At 71.1% G+C, this 17,635-nt stretch carries 18 protein-coding genes and 1 pseudogene; 12 read left to right on the forward strand and 7 right to left on the reverse strand.

Features of this window, described 5'->3' with window-relative positions:
* Positions 1 to 107: 107 nt before the first annotated feature.
* Both AB0F82_RS07830 and AB0F82_RS07835 read left to right on the forward strand, forming a co-directional pair.
* Positions 108 to 605: pseudogene (locus tag AB0F82_RS07830) on the forward strand (IS5 family transposase); the annotation flags it as partial.
* A 33-nt stretch (positions 606 to 638) separates the two neighbouring features.
* On the forward strand, positions 639 to 896 hold the full coding sequence (locus tag AB0F82_RS07835) for a DUF6221 family protein (protein WP_362624951.1): 258 nt from the start codon (positions 639 to 641) through the stop codon (positions 894 to 896).
* A gap of 18 nt (positions 897 to 914) precedes the next feature.
* On the opposite strand, the gene AB0F82_RS07840 is transcribed toward AB0F82_RS07835, so the two are convergent.
* Positions 915 to 1,511 carry a dihydrofolate reductase family protein gene (locus AB0F82_RS07840; RefSeq protein ID WP_362624953.1) on the reverse strand — a complete coding sequence of 199 codons (597 nt, stop codon included), beginning with the start codon at positions 1,509 to 1,511 and terminating at the stop codon, positions 915 to 917.
* A 438-nt stretch (positions 1,512 to 1,949) separates the two neighbouring features.
* Between AB0F82_RS07840 and AB0F82_RS07845 the strand changes: the two genes are divergently transcribed.
* On the forward strand, positions 1,950 to 3,611 hold the full coding sequence (locus AB0F82_RS07845) for a lytic transglycosylase domain-containing protein (RefSeq protein ID WP_362624955.1): 1,662 nt from the start codon (positions 1,950 to 1,952) through the stop codon (positions 3,609 to 3,611).
* 163 nt (positions 3,612 to 3,774) lie between these two features.
* Here the strand turns inward: AB0F82_RS07845 and AB0F82_RS07850 are convergent, their stop codons facing one another.
* Positions 3,775 to 3,978 (reverse strand): cold-shock protein, encoded by a 204-nt coding sequence (locus AB0F82_RS07850; protein ID WP_007265804.1) that lies wholly within the window; start codon positions 3,976 to 3,978, stop codon positions 3,775 to 3,777.
* Positions 3,979 to 4,215: 237 nt separating this feature from the next.
* Between AB0F82_RS07850 and AB0F82_RS07855 the strand changes: the two genes are divergently transcribed.
* From AB0F82_RS07855 to AB0F82_RS07870, 4 genes are all read left to right on the forward strand, one after another.
* Entirely contained in the window at positions 4,216 to 5,079 is an 864-nt protein-coding gene (locus AB0F82_RS07855) for a menaquinone biosynthetic enzyme MqnA/MqnD family protein (protein WP_356815924.1), read from the forward strand.
* A gap of 441 nt (positions 5,080 to 5,520) precedes the next feature.
* The gene (locus AB0F82_RS07860) at positions 5,521 to 7,329 is read left to right on the forward strand and encodes a serine/threonine-protein kinase (RefSeq protein WP_362624958.1); all 1,809 of its coding nucleotides are present in this window, start codon (positions 5,521 to 5,523) and stop codon (positions 7,327 to 7,329) included.
* A gap of 78 nt (positions 7,330 to 7,407) precedes the next feature.
* Complete coding sequence (gene mqnC, locus AB0F82_RS07865) at positions 7,408 to 8,607, forward strand: cyclic dehypoxanthinyl futalosine synthase (RefSeq protein WP_356812014.1); 1,200 nt, start codon at positions 7,408 to 7,410, stop codon at positions 8,605 to 8,607.
* 13 nt (positions 8,608 to 8,620) lie between these two features.
* Positions 8,621 to 9,265: an imidazolonepropionase-like domain-containing protein gene (locus tag AB0F82_RS07870; protein WP_362624961.1), complete on the forward strand. Its 645-nt coding sequence runs from the start codon at positions 8,621 to 8,623 to the stop codon at positions 9,263 to 9,265.
* Here the strand turns inward: AB0F82_RS07870 and AB0F82_RS07875 are convergent.
* Complete coding sequence (locus AB0F82_RS07875; protein WP_362624963.1) at positions 9,231 to 9,683, reverse strand: response regulator transcription factor; 453 nt, start codon at positions 9,681 to 9,683, stop codon at positions 9,231 to 9,233. The genes AB0F82_RS07870 and AB0F82_RS07875 overlap by 35 nt on opposite strands.
* A 53-nt stretch (positions 9,684 to 9,736) precedes the next feature.
* Complete coding sequence (locus AB0F82_RS07880; RefSeq protein WP_356812017.1) at positions 9,737 to 10,645, reverse strand: DUF3152 domain-containing protein; 909 nt, start codon at positions 10,643 to 10,645, stop codon at positions 9,737 to 9,739.
* Positions 10,646 to 10,911: 266 nt separating this feature from the next.
* Between AB0F82_RS07880 and AB0F82_RS07885 the strand changes: the two genes are divergently transcribed.
* Positions 10,912 to 11,604 carry a demethylmenaquinone methyltransferase gene (locus tag AB0F82_RS07885; protein ID WP_356812018.1) on the forward strand — a complete coding sequence of 231 codons (693 nt, stop codon included), beginning with the start codon at positions 10,912 to 10,914 and terminating at the stop codon, positions 11,602 to 11,604.
* Positions 11,605 to 11,609: 5 nt separating this feature from the next.
* Positions 11,610 to 12,539: a glutaminase gene (locus AB0F82_RS07890; protein ID WP_362624966.1), complete on the forward strand. Its 930-nt coding sequence runs from the start codon at positions 11,610 to 11,612 to the stop codon at positions 12,537 to 12,539.
* Positions 12,540 to 12,630: 91 nt separating this feature from the next.
* Here AB0F82_RS07890 and AB0F82_RS07895 read toward each other — a convergent pair whose 3' ends face one another.
* The gene (locus AB0F82_RS07895) at positions 12,631 to 13,197 is read right to left on the reverse strand and encodes a GNAT family N-acetyltransferase (protein ID WP_030831575.1); all 567 of its coding nucleotides are present in this window, start codon (positions 13,195 to 13,197) and stop codon (positions 12,631 to 12,633) included.
* 98 nt (positions 13,198 to 13,295) lie between these two features.
* On the opposite strand from AB0F82_RS07895, the gene AB0F82_RS07900 reads away from it, so the two are divergent.
* Positions 13,296 to 14,579 carry a geranylgeranyl reductase family protein gene (locus AB0F82_RS07900; protein WP_362624968.1) on the forward strand — a complete coding sequence of 428 codons (1,284 nt, stop codon included), beginning with the start codon at positions 13,296 to 13,298 and terminating at the stop codon, positions 14,577 to 14,579.
* A gap of 20 nt (positions 14,580 to 14,599) precedes the next feature.
* Here the strand turns inward: AB0F82_RS07900 and AB0F82_RS07905 are convergent, their stop codons facing one another.
* Together AB0F82_RS07905 and AB0F82_RS07910 are read right to left on the reverse strand one after the other, a co-directional pair.
* A complete protein-coding gene (locus tag AB0F82_RS07905) occupies positions 14,600 to 14,869 on the reverse strand; it encodes a hypothetical protein (RefSeq protein ID WP_362624970.1) in 270 nt (89 codons plus the stop codon).
* A gap of 194 nt (positions 14,870 to 15,063) precedes the next feature.
* Positions 15,064 to 15,894, reverse strand: a complete 831-nt coding sequence (locus AB0F82_RS07910) for a C40 family peptidase (protein ID WP_356812023.1) — start codon at positions 15,892 to 15,894, stop codon at positions 15,064 to 15,066.
* A 780-nt stretch (positions 15,895 to 16,674) separates the two neighbouring features.
* Here AB0F82_RS07910 and AB0F82_RS07915 point away from each other — a divergent pair.
* A complete protein-coding gene (locus AB0F82_RS07915; protein ID WP_030010013.1) occupies positions 16,675 to 17,034 on the forward strand; it encodes an NADH-quinone oxidoreductase subunit A in 360 nt (119 codons plus the stop codon).
* A 15-nt stretch (positions 17,035 to 17,049) separates the two neighbouring features.
* Entirely contained in the window at positions 17,050 to 17,604 is a 555-nt protein-coding gene (locus tag AB0F82_RS07920) for a NuoB/complex I 20 kDa subunit family protein (RefSeq protein WP_030028258.1), read from the forward strand.
* Positions 17,605 to 17,635 lie beyond the last annotated feature (31 nt).

Raw genomic sequence — 17,635 nt, forward strand, 5'->3', positions numbered from 1 at the left:
CCACTTTTTCGACCATGATCGACAAGGGGCTCAAGTCATACCGGACCCGGAGACCGGGAACCCCGTTGCGGGGCCACGAAGAAGGTAACGGGGCGCCAGGCCGGGCCGAACCTGACGACCACGCCCTCGGACGCTCCCGCGGCGGCCTGAGCACGAAAGTCCACCTCGCCAGTGACAGCCGTGCACGGCCCCTGGCCCTTCGCGTCACCGCAGGGCAAGCGGGCGACGCCCCGGCCTTCGAGACCGTCATGGCAGCCATCCGTGTTCTGCGAAGCGGACCCGGACGACCGCGAACCCGACCCGATGCCGTCTTGGCGGACCCCGCGTACTCATCCCGCGCGATCCGCAATCACCTCCGGCGACGCGGAATCCGCGCTGTCATCCCCGAGCCGTCCGACCAGGTCGGCCACCGGCTGCGGCGAGGCCGCGCCGGAGGCCGACCACCGGCCTTCGACGCCGAGGCTTACAAGCAGCGCAACGCCGTCGAGCGGTGCATCAACCGACTCAAGCAGTGGCGCGGCCTGGCCATGCGAACGGACAAGCTCGCCATCGCCTACCAGGCCGCACTCCACCTGGCCGCCATCCTCATCTGGGCAGGCGGCTGACAGTCGAAGCACCATGCCCACGAAGATGACCACATGGACGATCTTCTGAAGTTCCTCGTCGCACGCATCAACGACGACAACCACGCCTACGCCTACGTGGCCGAAACAATGGGAGGAGAGGCCCTTCTCGACAGTCACCTCCCCATGCTCGACCTGATCGAGCAACTGGCGAACGACTACAACGCCATGGCCCCCTCGGACTCCCGCTCAGCCGGTTTGGCATACGCGCTGCGAGTCCTTGGCCAGTCATACGCCGGACATCCCGCCTACCAGCAGGAATGGCGCCCGTAGCCTTCAAGGAGACAGCCCCTAGCCCTTGGCGGCCGGGCGGTAGGTGCAGACGTGCACGCCCGCCGGGCTGATGGCCGTGGAGACCAGTTCGAGCGTGTGCAGGCCGCCGTCCTCCGGGAAGATCGACTTTCCGCCGCCCAGCAGCACCGGCATGACCATGAGCCGGAGTTCGTCGACGAGGCCCTCGCTCAGCAGGGTGCGGACGAGGGTCGGGCTGCCCATGACCACCAGGTCGCCGCCCTGGCCGTCGCGCAGCTCGCGGATACGGGCGACGGCCTCGGCGCCGTCGATGCGCATGGTGTTGTTCCACGTCAGTTCGTCATCGCCCAGGGTCTCGGACACGACGTACTTCGGGACGCTGTTCATCCGGTCCGCGAAGGGGTCACCGGCCCGCTCGGGCCAGGCCGCGGCCATGGTCTGCCAGGTGCGGCGCCCGAAGAGCAGCGCCTCGGCCTTTTCCAGCGCTTCGGTGAAGGAGCCGCCGACGACCTCCGGGTCGAAGAAGGGGTGCGACCAGCCGCCGTGGGCGAAGGCGCCGTCGTTGTCCTCGCCCTGACCGCCCGGGGCCTGCACGACGCCGTCGAGACTGATGAATTCGGTGATGACGATGCGCATGGGATGCGTTCCTCTTCCGTTCGGGTCGGTGGGTACACAAGGGAGACCGCCGGGCGCCTCAAAATGCATCGGTCCTCACGCTCCCACTTGAGTGATCTGCATCACATCCCCGTGTGCGGGCCGTGGCGGCGTGTGGAGCGGTTTCGAGGCGCTGTGCGTGGCGGCCGCCGGGCGGGCGGCAGTTGTGGGGCTGCGGGGGTGTTCGGCCATCCGAACGGACGGGGTCTGGCTGGAAATAGGTTGTCATCGGGCCATTTCGGACGGAGAGTTGACAGTGTTGTCCGTTCTGTCGTCAGACCCCGGTAAAGGCGAGACGAATGGTGCGTCACATCTGCCGGGCGCACGGCGAGTCGGGTCGGAATACCTGATAGACAGTGGATATTCACGGTCGCTCCGGCCGTATACCTCTGAACGGCTCCTTGGGGGGATTGCCGCACTGTGAAGCCGCTTCACCGCCACCTCGTCAACACCTCGCGCAAGGTCCTGTGCACGGCCGCGCTCGCGGCCAGCCTGACCACTGCCGCGGTCGTGTCCACTCCGTCGACCGCAGATGCGGGAGAGTCCGAACCGACCCCGGACAGTCCGCAGGCCACCGATCGCGGTGACGCCCGACTGGACCTGCCGGACATCGTCGCCGACCCGCCGCCCGCCGCGGGTACGGGCCCGCAGGAGGGCGCCAGCGGGATACCCGCGACCGCCCTCGACGCCTACCACCGCGCCGAGGTGTCCGTGGCGGCCGCACTCCCCGGCTGCAAGCTGCCCTGGCAGCTGCTCGCGGGCATCGGCCGGGTCGAGTCCGTCCACGCCTCCGGCTACGGCCTCAAGGCCGACGGCTACACCGAGAAGCCGATCCGCGGCCCGCGCCTCGACGGCAACGGCTTCGCCGAGATCCGCGACACCGACCGGGGCGAGTGGGACGCGGACGTGGTCTACGACCGCGCCGTCGGCCCGATGCAGTTCATCCCGTCGACCTGGAGTACCTGGGGCGCCGACGGCAACGGCGACGCCAAGCGGGACCCCAACAACATCTACGACGCGGCACTGGGCGCCGGCCTCTACCTGTGCGCGGGCGACCGGAACCTCTCCGTGGCCGCCGAGCTCGACAAGGCCATCCTCAGCTACAACAACTCCCGCGAGTACGTGAACACCGTGCTCGGCTACATGCGCCAGTACCAGCAGGGCGCCACCGAGGTGGCCAACCCGCCCGTCGGGAACTACCCGCCGCAGCAGCCGGGCACCCTGCCCACGCCCCGTCCGCAGAACCCGGTCACGCAGACGCCGGCCCCCAAGCCGACGCCGACGCCCACCCCCAAGCCGACCCCCACCCCGACGCCGACGCCGACCCCGACCCCCACCCCGGAGAAGCCGGCCCCGCACCTGGCCCATCTGACGGTGCTCGACGGTCCCGGCCTCACCGCCGAGGCGGGCACGGCCTTCACCGTGGTCCCGAAGGTCAAGCTGCTCCTCAGCGACGGCAAGCCCGCCGCCGGCCGGGAGGTGATCTTCGCGGTCGAGGAGGACGCCACCGGCACCCTCTTCGGGACGGCGAAGTCCCTCGTGGTCAAGACGGGCGCCGACGGCATCGCCGCCGCGCCCGGCCTGAAGGCCGGCGCCACGGCGGGCACCTTCACCCTGCGCGCCTCGGCCTACGACACCACGAGCCGGCTCACCGTGAACTTCGCGGGCAAGGTCACGGCTCCGGCCGCCGACCTGCTCGCCCGCCCGGACGGCTCGAAGCCGCTTGCGGCGGTCGCCGGCAAGAGCATCAAGGGCATCGAGGTCCGGGCCACGGCCAAGGGCAAGGCCGTCGCGGTGTCCGGTGTCGTCGCGGGCTTCGGCCAGGAGAAGGACGGCAAGTGGGTGCCGGCCGACCCGGCGACCGCGAAGGGCCCGTACTTCAAGGACGAGACCGGCAAGAAGGTCTTCGGCCTCACCCTGCCGGAGACCGCGGCCGACGGCCGGATCGTCCTGCCGGAGATCTTCACGGACGCGGACCTCGCCCCGGGCACCTACCAGCTCCGCCTGGTCACCCCGGAGGACGTGACCCTGATCCTCGACATCGAGATCACGGCCCCGACCCCGGCCGCCACCCCGAAGTAACCCGCTCCACGCCCCTGGGCCCGCACCGTCCACACGGTGCGGGCCCAGGTCGTCCCCCCACCCGGGAGGAAAAAGGCAGGAGCCCTGCCGCTCTGCTCGCGCAGAGGGGACAGGGCTCCTTGGGTACTGCTTTTCCAACCCGCGATGAGGTTGGCCCTGGCGACTAGGCCGGGGTGACGTTCTCCGCCTGCGGGCCCTTCGGACCCTGCGTGACGTCGAAGTTGACCTGCTGGTTCTCCTCGAGGGAGCGGAAGCCAGAGGCGTTGATCGCGGAGTAGTGGACGAAGACATCCGGGCCGCCGCCGTCCTGGGCGATGAAGCCGAAGCCCTTTTCAGCGTTGAACCACTTCACGGTTCCGGTAGCCATGAGCCCTCCTATGGGCCAAAGGGTCGCCCTGCTCCAGAACCTGCTAAGAAGTCTGAAAACTACAAAAGCCTGCGGGTCACATTCTCCGCAGGCCTCGTACTGCAAGGGAAACCAAACTGCAACTTGCGGCGAGCCTAGCACGCACCATGCGGCCGAGACCAGAGGGAAAGATCACGTCACCCGGACGTTTGAGACCCGCCTCAAGGCTGACGCGGACCGTGGGACTAGTCTCGCGATGTGGACGTCTACCGCAGCCGGCCCCGCGTCGGCCACATTCAGTTCCTGAACTGCCTGCCCCTCTACTGGGGGCTCGCCAGAACCGGCACGCTGCTGGACCTGGAGCTGACCAAGGACACCCCCGAGAAGCTCAGCCAGAGGCTGGTCGACGGGGAGCTGGACATCGCCCCGATCACCCTCGTCGAATTCCTCCGCAACGCCGACCGGCTCGTCGCCTTCCCCGACCTCGCGGTCGGCTGCGACGGCCCCGTGATGTCCTGCGTGATCGTCTCGCAGGTCCCGCTGGAGCAGCTCGACGGAGCTCGCGTCGCCCTCGGCTCGACCTCCCGTACGTCCGTACGCCTCGCCCAGCTCCTGCTCTCCGAGCAGTACGGGGTACGGCCCGACTACTACACCTGCCCGCCCGACCTGGGCCTGATGATGCAGGAGGCCGACGCCGCCGTGCTGATCGGCGACGCCGCGCTGCGGGCCTCGCTCCACGACGCGCCCAGGCTCGGACTGACCGTCCACGACCTGGGGCACATGTGGAAGGAGTGGACCGGACTGCCGTTCGTCTTCGCCGTCTGGGCCGCCCGCAAGGACTACCTCGCCCGGGAGCCCGCCGTCGTGCAGAAGGTCCACGAGGCCTTCCTCGCCTCGCGTGACCTCTCCCTCGAAGAGGTCACCAAGGTCGCCGAGCAGGCGGCCCGCTGGGAGGCCTTCGACGCGGAGCTGCTGGAGCGGTACTTCACGACGCTCGACTTCCGCTTCGGACCCGATCAGCTGGCCGGCGTACGGGAATTCGCGCGCCGGACCGGACCGACGACGGGGTATCCCGCGGATGTGTCCGTGGAGCTGCTGAGCGCGGTGGTCCAGGAGTGCTGACCGGGTTTACCGCCGGGTAGATCCAAAGCGCCCGGCAGGTGAATGCCCGGTTGCCCCGGTTGCCCGGTTTCCCGGGAATTCCCGCCCTTTCCGCATTTCTCCGCCGGGCGGGGGGAATGCAGAAGGGTGACGGCGCGCCCCGCCCGTCCCCGCACGCCCTAGGGGATGAGGTGCCGATCATGCCGGGCTCGGCCCGATCGACAGGACACCCCCAAGGGCTGTCCCGTCCTCCATCCCCGGCGGGCGCACGACGGCAGCTGCGGCACCTCGCCGCGTTGTCGGAACACCCGGATGCGCCCCGTATCAGGACGCCCCTCCGCCTTGCCATGCACCGCATCTGACGCCGTGCGCTGATCCACCGGGGACGGTGGGACAGCCCTTAGGCTGCTGTCGGCCGGGTGCCACAAGGCGCCCGGGACCACGGGGAATTGGGGGGACGCGATGCATCCGCTGGAAGCCGGTGAGCCGCGGACCATCGGCACATACCGGTTGCTCGGCCGGCTCGGCGCGGGCGGCATGGGGCGGGTCTACCTGGGCCGCAGCGCGGGCGGCCGGACCGTCGCCGTCAAGATCGTGCACCCGCACTTCGCCTCCGACGAGGAGTTCCGGGCCCGATTCCGCCGCGAGGTGGAGGCGGCCCGGCGGGTCGGCGGCGAGTGGACCGCGCCGGTACTGGACGCCGACCCGGAGGCCGCGGTCCCGTGGGTGGCCACCGGCTACGTGGCGGGCCCCTCCCTGGACCGCGCGCTCGCCGCGCACGGGCCGCTCCCCGAGGCATCGGTTCGGGCCATCGGCGCGGGCCTGGCGCGGGCCCTGGTGGCCGTGCACGGGCTGGGCCTCGTCCACCGGGACGTGAAGCCGTCGAACGTGATGCTCACCCTGGACGGTCCGCGGCTGATCGACTTCGGGATCGCGCGGGCCACGGACGGCACCGCCTCGCTCACCTCCACCGGCGTCTCCATCGGCTCGCCCGGCTACATGTCACCCGAGCAGATCCTCGGCAAGGGGATCACCGGGGCGGCCGACGTGTTCTCGCTCGGCGCGGTCCTGGCCTTCGCGGCGACCGGCCGGCCGCCCTTCACCGGGGACAACTCCGCCACCCTCCTCTACAAGGTGGTCCACGAGCCGCCCGAGCTCGGCGAGCTCCCGGCCGGGGACCTGCGCGACCTGATCGCGGCCTGCCTGGCCAAGACGGCCGCCGACCGGCCCGCCCCCGAAGCGGTCGGCGCCGCCCTCGCGGGGGCGCTCGGCGCCCCCGGCTGGCTCCCGGCCGCGCTGGTCGAGGAGGCCAGCCGGGCCGCGGTGGCGCTGCTGGACCTGGACGGCGAGCCCTGCGAGGGCGGTGCGGGTGCGACCCCGGCTCCGGCCGGGGCCGGCGTCGCGGCCGGCGCCCCGGAGGCCGCATCGGGCCCGGTCCCGTTCACCGCCGGGTCGTACGGCCCCGCCGGTGGCGGCTTCGGGGCGCCGGACCCCTCCTACGGGAGCCGGGGAGCGTACGGGAGCACGGGCCCGTACGGGAGCCAGGGCGCGGGTTCCGCGTACGCCGCCCGGGCCGCGGGCCCGTACGGCAGCCCCACCGGGACGGCCGGCGGGCCCCCCGGAGCCGGCGGCGCGGTGCCGCAGCAGCGGAGCGCGGCCGACGGGCGGCAGGTCACCGTCAGCGCCGCGGGGCGCCGGTTCAGCTGCACCGTCGTACTGGCCGCGGCGGCCGTCCTCGCGGTGCTGTCCGGCGGGATCTACTTCCTGGACCTGCTGCCGGGCCAGGGCGGCGGCCGGCGGGACCAGGCCGACTCCGGCGGGCGGCCCTCCGCCTCCTCCCCGGCCCCGGGTGCCTCGGCCCCCTCGGCCGCGGCCACCGGTGCGAGCTCCGCGCCGCCGTCCGGGAGCCGTACCGACGTCCCCAAGGAGCTCATCGGCACGTGGAAGGGGACGGTCACCACCGCCCGCGCCCGGCTCTCCACCGAGTTCGAGATCACCATCAAGGCCGGCAAGGTCGGTGAGGTCGTCGGCCGGGACAAGTCGATCCTGCCGCTCTTCGGGACCGACTGCAGCGGGGACTGGAAGCTGGCGTCCGCCACCGACCGCTCGCTCGTCCTGGACACCTCGGCCGGCCCCAACCCCGCCCCCGGCGTGTGCTCCAACGGGTCCGCCGAGGAGCGCTTCACCCTCAACTCCAACGGAACGCTCCACTACAAGTCGGGCGACTCCCCGGCCGGGAACCCCGAAGGAGACCTCACCCGCAGCCCCTGAAAACCGCCGCCGGGTGCTGGCGTAGGCTGGATCGGTCCGGACCTTGACACAGACACACCGCCGAAAGGTGACTCACCGGTGACCGACCAGGCCGTTCTCCAGTCTGTCCTCGACCGCGCCGCCGCGGGGGGCCGGATCACCAAGGAAGAGGCGCTCGACCTCTACCGCCACGCGCCGCTGCACGCGCTCGGCCAGGCGGCCGACGCGGTGCGCCGCCGCCGCTACGCCGGCACCGAGCACATCGCGACGTACATCATCGAGCGGAACATCAACTACACGAACGTGTGCGTCACGGCGTGCAAGTTCTGCGCCTTCTACGCGGCCCCCAAGGACACGAAGAAGGGCTGGTCCCGCGACCTCGACGACATCCTGCGCCGCTGTGCGGAGACCGTCGAGCTCGGCGGCACGCAGATCATGTTCCAGGGCGGGCACCACCCGGACTACGGCGTCGAGTACTACGAACACCACTTCTCCGCCATCAAGAAGGACTTCCCGCAGCTGGTCATCCACTCCCTCGGCGCGTCCGAGGTCGAGCACATGGCCCGCATCTCGGGCGTCTCGGCGCAGGAGGCCATCCAGCGCATCCACGCGGCCGGTCTGGACTCCTTCGCGGGCGCCGGCGCCGAGTTGCTGCCGGCCCGGCCGCGCAAGGCGATCGCCCCGCTCAAGGAGTCCGGCGAGCGCTGGCTGGAGATCATGGAGATCGCCCACAAGCTGGGTGTGGAGTCCACCTCCACCATGCTGATGGGCACCGGCGAGACCAACGCCGAGCGCATCGAGCACATCGCGATGATCCGTGACACGCAGGACCGCACGGGCGGCTTCCGCGCCTTCATCCCGTACACGTACCAGCCCGAGAACAACCACCTCAAGGGGCGCACCCAGGCGACGATCTTCGAGTACCTGCGCATGATCGCGATCGCGCGCCTGTTCCTCGACAACATCGCCCACATCCAGGGCTCCTGGCTGACCGTCGGCAAGGAGGCGGGCCAGCTCTCGCTGCACTACGGCGCGGACGACCTCGGCTCCATCATGCTGGAGGAGAACGTCGTCTCCTCGGCGGGCGCCAAGCACCGCTCCAACCGCCAGGAGATCATCGACCTGATCCGCAAGGCGGGCCGCACGCCGGCGCAGCGCGCGACGACGTACGAGCACCTGCTGGTGCACGACGACCCGGCGAACGACCCGGCCGACGACCGCGTCGTCTCGCACATCTCCTCCACCGCCATCGAGGGCGGCACCGCGCACCCCGAGCTGAAGCTCATCTCCGCGAACTGACGCGTCCGACACGATGCTGACGCTGCATGCCGCCGAACTCCTCGTGACCGGGCCGGGGTCCGCGCCGCTGGAGGGCGGTGCGGTCCTCGTCGAAGGGGACCGGATCGCCCACGTCGGTCCGTACGAGGACCTCGGCGCGGCCCATTCGCACGCCCGGGTCCGCCGCTGGCCGGGGGTGCTCACCCCGGGGCTGCTGGTGCGCGGGGCGGACGAGCTGCTGGAGCGGACGTACTACCCGGACGACCCGTACGAGGTCACGGAGCTCGGCGCCGACCCGATCAGCGGCGAGGAAGCGCTGGACGCCCTGAAGCTGACCGAGCCGCGGTGGGGCAACAGCGCCCGGCGCGGCACGCAGCGGCTGCTGGCGCGCGGGGTGGTGGCGGTGTGCGGGCGCTTCACGGTTGCGGCGGTGCGCACGGCGGTGTCCCGATCGGGGCTGGCGATCCTGCCGCCCGCACCCTACGAGGGGCGGCCGGCCCTGGATCCCTTCGCGGGGCGGGAGTCGGCGGCCGATGCCTTCCACGGGGTGCTGGAGCCGGGCGCCGCGGCGCGCTTCGCGGTGTTCGCGGTGGCGGACGAGGCCGAACTGCTGGCGCGGGGCGCGACCACGTGCGTGGCCACGGTCATCGGGGGACGGCTGCTGCACCGCCGTCGCTGAGCCCGGCGTCGCTCCCGGCGGCCGGCGCGTCCTCGGCGGGTCCGCCGTCGGCGGGTCTGTCGTCGGCGGGTCTGTCGCCGGTGGCGCGGATGTGCGCGGGGCCGTTGTCCGCGGGTCGGATGTCCTCGGGGCGCCCGCCCTGCCGGGCGAGGGCGGCCAGCAGGCAGGCCTGGAGGCGGCTGACCCCGCCGAGCTTGGCCCGTATGTTCACGACGTGGAACTTGACCGTGCTGACGGACAGTTGGAGTTCCACGGCGAGTTCCCGGTTGGAGGCGCCGGTGGCCAGGCACAGGAACACCGCTGACTCCTGCTCGGTCAGCAGCGCCTCGGTCGGCAGGCCTTCGTGCGGCGACGGCGGCCCGCCCGGCTCCTCGTACGAGGGGAACCACGTGGGGACGCTGAAGCTGACGACGCGCACGGTTCCCACTCCTCGATGCCCCCGGGCGGCCCTTCCGGCGGCCGCCCTCCGCCCTAGAGGACGGATGGACCGGACAGGTAGGTTCCATTCGCGTCGAACGGCCAGGCATTGGACTTGCATCCGCCCAGGCCCTTGATCTGCTGCATCATCGCCGGTGCGGGCTTCCCGGCGCCCGGGCAGCCCTCGTGGCCGCGGCCGATCTCGTGCCCGACCTCATGGTTGACGATCAGCGCCCGGTACTCCTCCACGGAGCCGCTGAACTGGGGCGAACCCTCCTTCCAGCGCTTGAGGTTCACCACCACGGTGTGGCCGACCCGGCAGTTGGTCTCGCCGATGAGCTCCGGGGTGACCACGTCGCACAGGAGGTCGGTGGTCCTGGGTGTCGCGATCTTGACGGTGAAGTCCACCGGCTGGCCCGCTCCCACGAGCTGGAAGCCGTACTGCGGGTCCCTGGTCCAGCCGCGCGGGTCCCCGAGGATCGCCTCGACGGAGCGGGCGGCCGCCTCCGGGTCGATCCCGCTGCCCTCCTCGACCTCCAGCCGCCAGCGCCGTGTCGTCCCCTTGCCCTGCGCGTTGCCGGCGGCGGACGAGCCGGAGAAGGCGCCGGGCTTGCCGGGCGTCGCCGGGGCGCCGGTGGACGCCGAGGGCGAGCCCGCGGGCTGCTGCGAGGGGGCGGCGGGGGACGGCGCGGCCTCGGGTGACTTCGCACCGCCCTGCGGGAGCGGGTTCCCGGCGGCGTCGGTGCCCTCCCCGTCCGGTGCGTCGGGCCGGGCGGCGGTGCGCCCCTTGGCGGCCGTGGTGGCGTCGTCCTCGGGCAGCAGCGCGTAGGCGGTGGCCGAGACGGCGACCAGCGCCGCCGAACCGAGGAGGATCGTGCGCCGCAGCCGCCTGCGCCGTTCGGCCCGGCGCCTGGCGCGCGGGCCGTCTCGGCGGGAACGACCGGTGGAATGGCCTGCCGGCATCGTGAAGCTTCCTGTTCGCGGCGGCCACTGCCGGACCCGCCCACGGTTTGCGGTTCTGATCCGGTGGGTGACCCTCACCGGGCCGCACCCTGGCAGTCAACGCGCATGCGGCGTAGCAGCGTAACTGTCCTTCGGAACAGTTCTACGCTCGGGTACGGAACCGGCACGGCGCGGTACGGCGGAGCCCGCGCCCTCCGGGCCGGCGCGGCCTGAGAGGATGGGGCCGTACCCGCCGATCCGCATCGCAACACGAGGGGCGAACGCCAGTGACAAGGGCCTCCCTGGACAAGCAGCCGCACGAAGTCGCCTCCATGTTCGACAGGGTCGCGGCGAACTACGACCTGACCAACGACGTCCTCTCCCTCGGCCAGGACAGGGTCTGGCGCAAGGAGGTCGCCAAGGCGGTCGGCGCGCGCCCCGGGCAGAAGGTCCTCGACCTGGCCGCCGGCACGGCGACCTCCTCGCTGCCCTTCGCCGCGACCGGCGCGTACGTCGTCCCGTGCGACTTCTCCCTCGGCATGCTCATGGAGGGCAAGAAGCGCAACTCCTGGCTGCCGCTGACGGCCGGCGACGCCACGCGGCTGCCGTTCAAGGACGATGTCTTCGACACCGTGACGATCTCCTTCGGCCTGCGCAACGTCCAGGACACCGACGCGGCGCTGCGCGAGCTGTACCGGGTGACCAAGCCCGGCGGCCAGGTCGTGATCTGCGAGTTCTCGCAGCCCACCTGGGCGCCCTTGCGGACCGTCTACACCGAGTACCTGATGCGCGCGCTGCCGCCCGTCGCCCGCGCGGTGTCGTCCAACCCCGACGCGTACGTGTACCTGGCCGAGTCCATCCGCGAATGGCCCGACCAGCCGGCGCTGGCCGCCCTCCTGCAGAAGGCCGGCTGGTCCAAGGTCGCCTGGCGCAACCTCAGCGGCGGCATCGTCGCGCTGCACAGAGGCACCAAGGACTGACCGCCGTGCCCGACGCTGCGCCCACGGACTACGGGCCCCTTCTGGAGCGGATCGCCGCCGACGTCGCCCCGCTGCTGGGCAGCGGTACGCCCGCCGAGTACATCCCGGCCCTCGCGTCGGTGGACCCGCGGCAGTTCGGGATGGCGATCGCCGATCTCGACGGCAACGTCTTCGGGGTGGGGGACTGGCAGGTGCCCTTCTCCGCCCAGTCGATCACCAAGGTCTTCTCGCTCGCCCTGGCGCTGGCCGGGGGCGGCGACAGTCTGTGGGAGCGGGTCGGCCGGGAGCCCTCGGGCAACCCGTTCAACTCGCTCGTGCAGCTGGAGTACGAAAACGGCATTCCGCGCAATCCCTTCATCAACGCGGGCGCGCTCGTGGTCACCGACCGGCTCCAGACCCTGACGGGCGACGCGAGCAGCGAAGTGCTGGAGTTCCTGCGGCAGGAGAGCCAGAACCCGGAGATGGCCTTCGACGCCGAGGTCGCCGCATCCGAGCAGGAGCACGGGGACCGCAACGCGGCCGTCGCCCACTTCATGGCCTCCTACGGCAACATCGACAACCCGGTGCCCGCACTGCTGGAGCACTACTTCTGGCAGTGCTCCATCGAGATGAGCTGTGCCGACCTGGCGCGCGCCGGGAGCTTCCTGGCCCGGCACGGGCTGCGCGCAGACGGCTCGCGGCTGCTGACGCGCAGCGAGGCCAAGCAGGTCAACGCCGTGATGATGACCTGCGGGACGTACGACGCGGCCGGCGAGTTCGCCTACCGGGTGGGTCTGCCCGGCAAGAGCGGGGTGGGCGGCGGGATCGTCGCCGTCGTCCCGGGGCGGTGCACCCTCGCCGTGTGGAGCCCGGGCCTGGACGCCCGGGGCAACTCGGTGGCGGGCGTCGCGGCGCTGGACCGCTTCACGACCCTGACGGGCCTGTCCGTCTTCTGATCCCGTGCTACCGGCCCCCGCCGCGGCGAGCGGCTCCCCGCTTCGCCGCGGCCCCCCGGACGCCGGCCGGGACGAACGCCGACCGGGAGGATCAGCGGGGCTGCGGCAGGTCCCGCAGGTCCAGTACGTAGCGGCGTGCCGGATTCCCGCCCGGCGTGGTGAACTCCTCGGCCAGGGTCATGCCCAGCCGCTCCGCCACGGCCACGGAACGGGCGTTGCGTGCGTGGATCATGGCGCAGACCCGTTCCAGGCCGGCCGCCCGGACGCGTGCCACGGTCGCCTCCGCGGCGGCCGTGGCGTAGCCCTTGCCCCAGTGCTCCCGGCCCAGCCGCCAGCCGATCTCGACCTCCCCGACCGGGCCCCACTCCTGCCGGGGCCACGGCTGGGCGCCGGTGAAGCCGATCACCGCGCCGTCCTCGTCCAGCAGTGTCCACAGGCAGTAGCCGAGCTGTGCGTCGTGCATGCGCTGGCGCGCGGTGAACTCCTCGTACTCGGACAGCTCCGCGGGACCACCGAGGAACTCCATGACGTCGGGATCGGCGAAGACCTCGTGCCAGGCGTGGGCGTCCTCGTCGGTGGGCACGCGGAGCTGCACCGCGGCGAGCGGCTGCCGGGGCGGTGAGGCCGGCGAGGTCTGCGAGGTCGGCGAGCTTGTCAACGTGGGTGGCCCTTCTGATCGCGATCTCTCTCGCTGCATAGACTGCACATGTCCGGTGCCGTTGGGCACCCTTTATCGAGCCTTCGGGAGACCCCGCAGTGACCGAGCTCCTCTCCGAACACTCCGCGGACGTGATCGTCGTCGGGGCCGGGCCCGCCGGCTCGACCACCGCCTACTACCTCGCCAAGGCCGGATTGGACGTCCTGCTGCTGGAGAAGACGGCGTTCCCGCGCGAGAAGGTCTGCGGCGACGGACTGACCCCGCGCGCCACCAAGCAGCTGGTGGCGATGGGCATCGACATCTCCGAAGAGGCCGGCTGGCTCCGCAACAAGGGCCTGCGGATCATCGGGGGCGGGCAGCGGCTCCAGCTGGACTGGCCGGAACTCGCCTCCTACCCGGAGTACGGACTCGTCCGCAAGCGCGACGACTTCGACGAGATCCTCGCCCGGCAGGCGCAGAAGGCCGGCGCCCGGCTGTACGAGCGCTGCAACGTCGGCGAGCCCGTCCGCGACGCCCGCACCGGCCGCATCACGGGCGTGCAGGCGAAACTGGGCGAGGAGAAGACCCCGGTCACCTTCCACGCCCCGCTGGTCGTCGCGGCCGACGGCAACTCCTCCCGGCTGTCCCTGGCGATGGGCCTGCACCGGCGCGAGGACCGCCCGATGGGCGTCGCGGTGCGCACGTACTTCACTTCGCCGCGGCACGACGACGACTACCTGGAGTCCTGGCTGGAGCTGTGGGACCGGCGCGGTCCGCAGGACCGGCTGCTGCCCGGCTACGGCTGGATCTTCGGCATGGGCGACGGCACCTCCAACGTCGGCCTCGGCATCCTCAACTCCTCCTCCGCCTTCAAGGAGCTGGACTGGCGCGAGGTCCTCAAGGCCTGGTGCGCCTCGATGCCGCAGGACTGGGGCTACACCCCGGAGAACATGACGCAGCCGATCCGCGGCGCGGCCCTGCCGATGGCCTTCAACCGGCAGCCGCACTACACCAAGGGCCTGCTGCTGGTCGGCGACGCGGGCGGCCTCGTCAACCCGTTCAACGGCGAGGGCATCGCCTACGCCATGGAGTCCGGCCAGATCGCGGCCGACGTCATCGTGCAGGCGCAGGCCCGGTCCACCCCGGCGCAGCGCGAGCTGGCGCTGCACAACTACCCCAAGGTGCTCAAGGAGACCTACGGCGGCTACTACACGCTGGGCCGCGCCTTCGTGAAGCTGATCGGCAACCCGAAGGTCATGAAGGTCGCCACGCAGCGCGGTCTGACCCACCCGCTGCTGATGAAGTTCACGCTGAAGATGCTGGCCAACCTGACCGACCCGGCGGGCGGCGACGCGATGGACCGCATCATCAACGGCCTCTCGAAGGTGGCCCCGAAGGCGTGACGACGGTCTGACGCAGGCCGCTACGGACGGCGGTCCCGGATCCCCCGGCCCTCAGGGTCGGGGGATCCGTGCACGGTGCGCACGCACCGGGCCAGCAGGACCAGGCCGCACACCAGCAGCGCGACCGAGACGGTCCAGCCGGTGGCCAGGAGGAGGGCGTGCCCCGGTTTCTGCCAGGGGCGCGCGGTGTTCAGCAGCCAGCCCCCGACGGCGAGGAGCCCGAGGCCGAGGGCGGCCCGGACCGCGGTCGGGTCGCCGGCCTCGTGGTGCTCGTACGGCTGTGCGCCCACGGGACCACCACCTCCAGGGTCTGACGCTCAGGGCTTCCGCCGCCATCTTCGCAGGGCGTCGGCCGGCGGGGTGCCACAAGGCCCGTCAGGTCAGGGCAACGGCCGCAGGGCCGGTACTCCGCCCCCGAGCGGGGGAGTACCGGCCCTGCGGCCGTGTGTGGTGCCGTTGGCCCGAGCGGCGCTCAGGGGCGGGTTCAGAGGACGCGGACGGCGCCCGTCGGCCTGTCGTAGCTCAGGCTGCGCTCGACGATGCCCGTGCTGGGGTTCTGCGCGCCGACGAACTTGCCGCCGCCGACGTAGAGGGCGACGTGGTACGCGCTGCCCTTGGAGCCCCAGTACAGGATGTCGCCCGGCTGCAGGGCGTTCAGGGAGACCGACGTGCCGGCCGAGGACTGCGCCTGGGACATGCGCGGCAGGGAGATGCCGGCCTGGCGGTAGGCGGCCTGGACGAGGCCGGAGCAGTCGAAGGAGGACGGGCCGGTGCCACCCATGACGTAGGCCTTGCCGACCTGCGCGCGGGCGAAGTTGACGACGGCGGCGGCGGAGCCGGTCGCCGGGGCCGACACGGTGCCGGTGCCCTGCGGAGCCTTGGCGGAGGCCGAGGTGCTCTTGAGGGAGGTGCGGTCGGAGTCGCGGGTGGCGCGCTCGGCCTCGGCCTTGCGGTCCGCCTCCTCCTTCGCCTTCTTCTCGGCGGCCTTCTGGGCCGTCTCCTTGGCCTGCTTCGCCTCGGCGGCGGCGCCGGTACGGGCGCTCTCCTCCTGGGCGGTCAGTTCGCCTTCCACGGCGGCCAGACGGGTGTTCTCGGCGGCCGTGGTGACGGCGGAGGAGACCTCGGCCGCCAGGTCCAGGTTCAGGACCGGCATTTCGAGCGTCGTCTCGGCCACGGGCTCGGACGGGGACGCGCTCGCGGTGCCGGCCATGGCCAGGGTGCTGAGGACGCCACCGGCAACTCCGGCGCGGACCGCGAGCTTCGAGGCGCTGCGGCGGGGCTTCCGGTGGCTGGGTATGTGAGCGGTGTGGGACATGAGAACAACCGCTATCAGGGCGTCAGGGGTCCCTTCAAGAAACGTGGGGTGCGCCACAGTTGCGCGCGAAGTGCGCGAACCGGGCGTGTCCCGGCTCTTATTGACGCCGTAACGGGCGAAACGGACACGTCTTCACAAGGCTGTGATCATGGGGTTTCAGAATTAAGTCCGAAATGATCCTCGGACTACCATCCCTCCGCACAGATGGCCAAGCCCGCTTTCGGAACGCCCGATTCAGAGTGGCGCAGGTCACAGGCGGATCACGTCATGCGGACCCTGTGGCCGGGCCGTGACCTTCCTGTGAAGCGGCCGGGGCGGCTCGTGAACGGATGCACGCACTCGGGGGCCCGCCGCACCCTCGTCTGCCCCGCGTCCACCTCCGTACGCGCGGCCTCCCCCGACCGGGCGACGCGGATCCCCTTACCATCGGGGGCGCTTCCAGGCCAATTTGCCTGCACCCGCCATCATTTGATAGGGCAAGGCGCCTTCCACCTGCGAGAACGGGCTCGAATGTCACCTTTGGTGATCATGTGGCTGCTTCGCGTATGAAGATCACCACTCATCGGACTTCATGATCGTTCGTCAGGTGGTGGAGATCACAAACTCGGTGTTGGTACCCGTGTCGCAGATCACAGACGAGCAGGCATAAGATGCGCACCAGTCCGGCTTGTGAACTGCCTCACATGCGAGCGCTTCATCGAAAGCGTGATCTTCGCGAGGCGGGGCACGCGGCGCCGGCAGCGGTCCAACGGTCAAGGACGACTGGAAGGAGCGAGGAGCGTGAATGCGTACGCGCCCATCCTCGTGCTCGGCGCCCTCGGCGCAGGGTTTGCGATCTTCTCCGTGGTCATGGCCACGCTGATCGGTCCAAAACGGTACAACCGGGCGAAGCTCGAAGCCTACGAGTGCGGCATCGAGCCGACGCCGATGCCTGCCGGCGGCGGTCGCTTCCCCATCAAGTACTACCTGACGGCGATGCTCTTCATCGTCTTCGACATCGAGGTTGTCTTCCTCTACCCCTGGGCCGTCACCTTCGACTCCCTGGGGATCTTCGGGCTCGTCGAGATGCTGCTCTTCGTGCTCACCGTCTTCGTCGCCTACGCCTACGTATGGCGTCGCGGCGGCCTGGAATGGGACTGAGGGGCTGAATTTCCCATGGGACTGGAAGAGAAGCTGCCGAGCGGCTTTCTGCTGACCACCGTCGAACAGGCCGCGGGGTGGGTGCGCAAGTCGTCCGTCTTCCCGGCGACCTTCGGCCTCGCGTGCTGTGCCATCGAGATGATGACGACCGGAGCGGGCCGGTACGACCTGGCCCGCTTCGGCATGGAGGTCTTCCGCGGCTCCCCGCGCCAGGCCGACCTCATGATCGTGGCCGGTCGGGTCAGCCAGAAGATGGCGCCGGTGCTGCGCCAGGTGTACGACCAGATGCCCGCTCCCAAATGGGTCATCTCCATGGGGGTTTGTGCATCTTCAGGCGGAATGTTCAACAACTACGCGATCGTCCAGGGCGTCGACCACATCGTCCCGGTGGACATCTACCTCCCCGGCTGCCCGCCCCGCCCCGAGATGCTGATGGACGCGATCCTCAAGCTCCACCAGAAGATCCAGGGCGGAAAGCTCGGCGTGAACCGGGAGGAAGCGGCCCGCGAGGCGGAGGCGGCGGCCCTCAAGGCGCTCCCCACCATCGAGATGAAGGGGCTGCTCCGGTGAGCGAGACCCAAGAGCCGCGCAACGGCACCGA

This window comes from Streptomyces virginiae (assembly GCF_040638905.1).
GTDB classification, from domain to species: Bacteria; Actinomycetota; Actinomycetes; order Streptomycetales; family Streptomycetaceae; genus Streptomyces; species Streptomyces virginiae_B.

Excerpts from the sequence above, each read along its gene's own strand:
- AB0F82_RS07835 (WP_362624951.1), top strand. The coding sequence starts at position 639 with ATGGACGATCTTCTGAAGTTCCTCGTCGCACGCATCAACGACGACAAC.
- AB0F82_RS07840 (WP_362624953.1), bottom strand. The coding sequence starts at position 1,511 with ATGCGCATCGTCATCACCGAATTCATCAGTCTCGACGGCGTCGTGCAG.
- AB0F82_RS07850 (WP_007265804.1), bottom strand. The coding sequence starts at position 3,978 with ATGGCTACCGGAACCGTGAAGTGGTTCAACGCTGAAAAGGGCTTCGGC.
- AB0F82_RS07860 (WP_362624958.1), top strand. The coding sequence starts at position 5,521 with ATGCATCCGCTGGAAGCCGGTGAGCCGCGGACCATCGGCACATACCGG.
- AB0F82_RS07870 (WP_362624961.1), top strand. The coding sequence starts at position 8,621 with ATGCTGACGCTGCATGCCGCCGAACTCCTCGTGACCGGGCCGGGGTCC.
- AB0F82_RS07880 (WP_356812017.1), bottom strand. The coding sequence starts at position 10,645 with ATGCCGGCAGGCCATTCCACCGGTCGTTCCCGCCGAGACGGCCCGCGC.
- AB0F82_RS07910 (WP_356812023.1), bottom strand. The coding sequence starts at position 15,894 with ATGTCCCACACCGCTCACATACCCAGCCACCGGAAGCCCCGCCGCAGC.
- AB0F82_RS07920 (WP_030028258.1), top strand. The coding sequence starts at position 17,050 with ATGGGACTGGAAGAGAAGCTGCCGAGCGGCTTTCTGCTGACCACCGTC.